Below are 5934 nucleotides of genomic sequence, written 5' to 3' on the forward strand. Positions count from 1 at the left end.
GGCTTTAGCCATGTTTCAAAGTCGGGCAACTTTGCGACTGCTGTCATTGATTCGGTGATGGCAAGAGCCGAGCAAAGTACTGTCTAATCATTATTTTGGGTCAATCACACAATAATCCTTATTCGCTCCGTGACAGTCATTTTTCATGATGCGAACGCAAGACTTCCCATTGCAATTTTTAATATCTAGGCTGTATTTTTGTTCTAGCCATGCAACGTCTGCTCTACGCTGTTTGATTTCGTCCATGCTCGGCACATATAAAAATAATGCTAAAAAGAAAACGATCAGCAAGCTAACAAAAGCACTGGCGTAGATTGCCATGAATCGCCAGTCAAGTTGATTGGTTGCATTGTTTAATTCTCGAATACTGTTGTTGAGTGCGTCTATTTGCTTCTGATTGGCGTTTTTTAGGTGTTTTTCGGTCTTATTGAGTACTCCGCTAGCCACTTCCTTGTAAAACGCTTCTAATCGCTTGTTATCGTCTGCTATGGCTTCTCGATACTCTTTCATAGATGCCAGTAAAATATAGAGCTGGTCATCTAGGTCGTTTTGGTTGCTCATCGGTACATTCCGCCCTGATCTAAGTCTTGTGATGCTTTACGGTTGGCTCGCTCGGCTTGCTGTTGCTCTAGTTTTTGTTGTCGTTGTATTTCGGCTTGGCGTTCTTGTTCTAGGCGTTTAGCTTCTTGGTTTTTCTGCCATTGCTCGAAGCCTTGCTCGGCACGGTTTAAACCGTGCTGTAAAACGCTGTCTGTGCGCTGTTGCTGTTGTTTGAGGTGTTGGGCGTTGTGTTGCTTCACATGGTCGTTATAACGGCTGATTTCGGTGTCTATGCCTTGTCTACGGAGTTGAGTGACCGAAGTCCCCTCATGAATGGTGGCTTGTAGTCCATTGTTCTGATCGGCATAGCTGCGGTGGTCTATTTTTTCTCGGTAGCCTGCTCGCTCCAGTGCGTGATTGGCTAAGTCCGCCCATGTTTCCCGAATCTGTTTGATGTCGTCTTGGGTTGTTCCCATATTTAGGCTTTTGCGTTTGGCATTACTTAACTCAATATCGGTTTTTGTCGTCAAAGTGAGTTTATTGTCAGGGTCTAATTCAGCTTTTCGGGTGGTCAGCATGATATGGGCGTGATGGTTTTTATCATTTCCGCCTTTGCTGGGTTCGTGAATGGCTAAATCTGCAATCACGCCATAACGATCAACAAGCGATTGGGCAAACTCTTTTGCCAAGTCCTTGCGCTGATCTGCATCCAGTTCATCAGGCAGGGCAATCACCCATTCTCTAGCGGTTCGAGCATCTTTGCGGTTTTCGGACTGTTCCGCCAAGTTCCACAATTCGCTACGGTCTATTTCTATATCAAGGTTAGACACAATTTCGCTATGGGCGACACCGTCCTTTCTCGTAAAGTCGTGGGTTAGTCCTGTTCGTTCATCTTTGAGTTTTTCCCCTGAACGGTAGGCAGACGATGCAACCGCAGTTCGTCCCGAACTTCGATTCACTGTTTTTGTTGAGCAATGATAAATCGCCATTTTTTCTTTCGCCTTTTTAAATTGCGTAGCAATTTTTTGGGGTTAAGGGGATTCCCCTTACGCAACGATGACTTGAATGAAATTCAAGTCGTAAGTGCGCATTTCATGAAAAACACGATAGCATATAGCCCGCTTGAATTTCAATTCATAGGGTTTTATGCTTGAGTGGTTTTCTATATCCCGAAATTAACCGTTATGACAAAATCTGCTGAAAATATCGAAAAGAAAATTGAAGCCCAATTAGAAAAGTTGAAACAGTTAAAAGCTCAAAAACAGGCTATTGATGCAAGAGAAAAAACCAAGCAAAAGGAACAAGAAAGAAAGGACGATACAAGACGTAAAATTTTGCTCGGTTCTTACTTAATTAAAAAGATGCAATCTAATGAAGCCAATAAAGAAAAAATACTCGCTGAACTCAACGAATATTTAACAGAAAATAGAGATAGACAGCTTTTTGATTTGCCCGATATTGAAGCCTAATTTTTCTTAGCTGTTTGGTTGTTCTGTTCGGCTTGATACTCGGGAATGAGCGTATTTAAAACCTTTTGAATATTGTCTTTGTCCTCTATCTGCAAATTATCTCGATAGTAAATTAAGTCCTGTATTTTGCTTTCCATCTGCATTTTTTTGGTGGGTTCTGCATTTTTGGATATTCGAGATAATAGGAAGATATAACCGCATATATTTTCCCTCGCAATTTCATAATTTACGATGTCGAGGTATTCAACGGTCACATGTTTTAGATCAGTTGATAGGTTGTTTAATTTAATCATGGCTGAAATCCTGATTTTTCTAATATTGGATAAAGCTCTCTGAATTTTTCAGGCTCTAAAAGCATATCTGCTATACGGATAGCAAATTGTTGGTAGCTTTCTGTACCTTGTGAATATTTCCCCATTTCAGGCATTTCTGACATTTTATTGGCAAATAAATGGCGTTGTGCATCGGTCATTTTGACAAAAAAGTCAGGTGTGTTTGGGTCACGCTTAGAATCTAATTTTTTCGGCTGTGATTTTTGCTTAAACTTAAATGAAAAACCAATAATTGAACGACCACGTTTGTGTTGTTCATACTCTGCTTTTATATCTGTGTACTCATTAATTTGATCAATGGCAAGGTGTAAAACTTTTTCTTTAAATTGCCCCATTCTCTTGTATTCGTTGGGTTCTATGCCTAATTTTAATCTTAGCTCTTCTAGCTCTACCATAGTCACTTTGCCTGTACTACGCCATGCGATAAGCAACTCATACAAGCGTATAGCGTAAACACTAGTTAAACTGCTGACTTGCTCTAGTTCATAACTGGTGAAGTGTTTTTCTAAATTTGTAATCAACGGTACAACATCATCAGAAAACTTAATACGAACAAGAGCTTCATTTTCTACATAAGATATTCGTTGTACCCATCGACTTATTACATTCTCAATGTTGCCCTTTTGAGTCAGCTTTTGATAGCTAAATCTACGATCAAATAGGCTTTTGCAAGCATCTTTAAGAACTTTATAGGCTGTATTTCTATGAACATTGAAATGGTTGATATAGCTTTCAGCATGAATCGTCAAATCTTTATCATTGGGTGTATTTGATTGCCTAGCTTCAAGTATGGCTAACAGTATTAAACGTTGTTCTGATAGGTCTAAATTATAACTGGCATTTATTAGTGCATTATCTTTAACGACTAGTTCCTTTTTCATAAGCACACATGTTTTTTAAATATATAAGTACACTCTATTTTATTGAGTGTCACTTTGCAAGATAAAGGTGTACTTATTGCAAGATAAAGGTGTACTTATTGCAAGATAAAGGTGTACTTATTGCAAGATAAAGGTGTACTTATTGCTATTTTTATTCTTATATATCAATTAATTGTAGAGGCTAAAAATTAAAAAATTAAAAAATATTAAAAAGAGGGGAGTGCTTAAAACTGCCCTATGTACTCGCTAAAGCTCGTACTCTATTGAAGCTCGTTCCTCGCTTCATGGGGCAGTTTTTGGTTAATCCTGTTTATGAAATCTAAAAGCAAAAGCATTGGTAATGTATTCGCTTCGCTCATACTTTTTGAAAAGCAAAAGCTCCAAAGTTCGCACCCATTCGGGATGCTCTGTAACTACCGTTTAAAATCGAAAGGGAGCTTGTAATCAGAGAAAAAGCGAGGTCGAAATTTTGATGATGCTCAATCGCTCGTAGACACTCGCTCGGTTCTTATTATCTAGGTTTTAATTATTTACTGGAGCTAATCAAAGTTGTGAAACATTGATGAAATATTAGTCGTGGAACGTGAAGAATCATAAAAAAAGCCCGAGCATGACGTTTCGGGCTATTAAGTATTGACTATAACATTGAAAGATAATGAAAATATCTAAGCATTTCGGATAAGGTGTATTATGTTAATTTTAGAGAAAGTTAATTATCTTTCAATGTCTCAAAAACATTATATGAAGCCTTAATACGATCTACATTTGGTATCTTTTTATTCATTAACATAACCAATCCAAATCCTTCTTCTGGAATAAATAAAACATACGCCCCAAAGCCATTAGTCGAACCTGTTTTATGAAAAACTTTAGATTTTGGTTGCGATAATTCTTTTACAACAGGATTTGAGCCCAATAAGATTTGTTTTGAATTACTAGCCTGTAGAATTTCAGAAGTAGTGGGATAAGAAAACATTTCCCATCCAAGTGCTTGTGTCATACCGCTATCAGAAACTTTAAAATATCCTTTGTGTGTATCCAGTATAGCTTTTTTCATAGCAGGGCTATTTGTATCTACATTAAGATTCGAATTTACAAACTTAAGCATATCTGGGAGTGTTGATTTAACGCCATATGCTTCATCCGACAATGGACCAGGATTAACTCGAATTGGCTTATTATTTTCATCATAACCAAAAGCATAGTTCGTTTTTTGTGCTTCTGGAACATTGACGTATGTATGTTTCAAATTAAGTTGAGGAAAAACAGTCTTCTCTAATAATGAAGAGAAAGGAACATTCATCGATTTTGCAGTTAGATACCCAAAAAGTCCTATACTTGGATTTGAGTATTCACGATAAGTACCAGGAGGATTCTTTACTTTCCAATTTTTGAAATACTCTAATATTTGCTTATCAGTTTTGATATTATCTGGAAATTGTAATGGCAAATTGCCACTTGTATAAGTTAATAACTCTAATAAATTTACCTTATCAATTTCTGAATTTTTTAAAGCAGGGACGTATTTACTAGGATGATCGTTGAACGATATTTTACCTTGATTATTGGCATATGTTCCTGAAATAGCAGTAAAAGTTTTACTTAAAGAACCTAACTCAAAAAGTGTCTGACTATTTACGCTTTCATTTGTATCTTTAGATCGGACACCATAATATTTTTCATAACTTTTACCGTTGTAAATTACGCCTATAGCCATACCAGCTACACCATACTCATCTATAAGTGGCTTAAATGATTGGGTAACAACTTTTTCAATATTTTTCTCATTTTGACTGACTTCACTTGCATTTAAATTCATACCAAAACCGATAACCATCGTAATGAAGCTTGCTTGAAAAAAATATTTTTGATTAAAAAACATTAGGTTAAATTTCTTTAAAAAAGATGGCACATATAATCTCATATACTAAATAACATATGTATTAATTTTTGTTAAATAACTTCTTATATAAAAATCATCTAGCCCAACAGCTATTTAACATAATGGCTGTTATACGAAATTCAGTTGTCAGAAATCATTTATTACATCAAAAGTAATGAAAAAGTAAAGAATATGACTTATATTATCTTTACTTTAATGGTTTTTGAGTGAGGGAATCATGTCCGCAGTCAATTTCAATATGCGCTTAGAAGCAGAGTTAAAAGAACAAGTTACTCCTATTTTGGAAGACTATGGTTTGACTATGCCTCAAGCATTCAAACTGTTCTTGAATCAAATCGTTAAAACTAAAGCGATTCCTTTGTCTTTTGACTATGCACGAGAACCTGCTTTAACTCCTAAAGCAGCAGCCAAGTTACTTCAATCTTTAAAAGAGATTGAAAATGGCGAGTACACCGAGTACGAAACGGTAGAAGAAGCGATTAAAGCTATGTCGGAAGAAGCACATGGCTAAACGTAAGATTATCGTAACCAGTTCTTTTAAACGTGATATTAAAAGACGTTATTTAGAACTGGTTACGGCTGAATGGGCAGAAGTATTAGATTGTTTAGTCGCAAATAATCCTTTGCCTGAAAAGTATTTAGATCATCCCTTGAAAGGTGGTGCAGAGTTTAAAAATTGTCGTGATTGTCATGTGAAGCCTGATTTAGTCTTGATCTATAGGCTTGTTGGTGACGATATTTTAGAACTGCATCAGTTGGATAGCCATTCCGAAATTTTTGGATGACTATCGCTCGATGCTTTGAAAGAT

General features: G+C 36.5%; 8 protein-coding genes. 3 read left to right on the forward strand and 5 right to left on the reverse strand.

The window, feature by feature from the left end:
- Window positions 1-90 precede the first annotated feature (90 nt).
- On the reverse strand, window positions 91-561 hold the full coding sequence (locus tag BEN74_RS00945; protein ID WP_004870960.1) for a hypothetical protein: 471 nt from the start codon (window positions 559-561) through the stop codon (window positions 91-93).
- Window positions 558-1529 (reverse strand): MobQ family relaxase, encoded by a 972-nt coding sequence (gene mobQ / locus BEN74_RS00950; protein ID WP_004897098.1) that lies wholly within the window; start codon window positions 1527-1529, stop codon window positions 558-560. Before mobQ ends, BEN74_RS00945 begins: the two co-directional genes overlap by 4 nt.
- A 195-nt stretch (window positions 1530-1724) precedes the next feature.
- Between mobQ and BEN74_RS00955 the strand changes: the two genes are divergently transcribed.
- Complete coding sequence (locus tag BEN74_RS00955; protein ID WP_004856445.1) at window positions 1725-2009, forward strand: hypothetical protein; 285 nt, start codon at window positions 1725-1727, stop codon at window positions 2007-2009.
- Here BEN74_RS00955 and BEN74_RS00960 read toward each other — a convergent pair.
- From BEN74_RS00960 to blaMCA, 3 genes are all read right to left on the reverse strand, one after another.
- Window positions 2006-2302, reverse strand: coding sequence for a hypothetical protein (locus BEN74_RS00960; protein ID WP_004856442.1), 297 nt, complete (start codon window positions 2300-2302; stop codon window positions 2006-2008). The genes BEN74_RS00955 and BEN74_RS00960 overlap by 4 nt on opposite strands.
- On the reverse strand, window positions 2299-3222 hold the full coding sequence (gene repM / locus BEN74_RS00965) for a replication initiation protein RepM (protein WP_004856439.1): 924 nt from the start codon (window positions 3220-3222) through the stop codon (window positions 2299-2301). Before repM ends, BEN74_RS00960 begins: the two co-directional genes overlap by 4 nt.
- A gap of 709 nt (window positions 3223-3931) precedes the next feature.
- Entirely contained in the window at window positions 3932-5104 is a 1173-nt protein-coding gene (gene blaMCA, locus BEN74_RS00970; RefSeq protein ID WP_079863305.1) for an MCA family class C beta-lactamase, read from the reverse strand.
- A 238-nt stretch (window positions 5105-5342) separates the two neighbouring features.
- Between blaMCA and BEN74_RS00975 the strand changes: the two genes are divergently transcribed.
- Together BEN74_RS00975 and BEN74_RS00980 are read left to right on the forward strand one after the other, a co-directional pair.
- On the forward strand, window positions 5343-5636 hold the full coding sequence (locus tag BEN74_RS00975; protein ID WP_004870963.1) for a type II toxin-antitoxin system RelB/DinJ family antitoxin: 294 nt from the start codon (window positions 5343-5345) through the stop codon (window positions 5634-5636).
- Window positions 5629-5910 carry a type II toxin-antitoxin system YafQ family toxin gene (locus BEN74_RS00980; protein WP_001129137.1) on the forward strand — a complete coding sequence of 94 codons (282 nt, stop codon included), beginning with the start codon at window positions 5629-5631 and terminating at the stop codon, window positions 5908-5910. Before BEN74_RS00975 ends, BEN74_RS00980 begins: the two co-directional genes overlap by 8 nt.
- Window positions 5911-5934 lie beyond the last annotated feature (24 nt).

The sequence above is a fragment of the Acinetobacter sp. WCHAc010034 genome (genome assembly GCF_001696615.3).
Taxonomy (GTDB): Bacteria; Pseudomonadota; Gammaproteobacteria; order Pseudomonadales; family Moraxellaceae; genus Acinetobacter.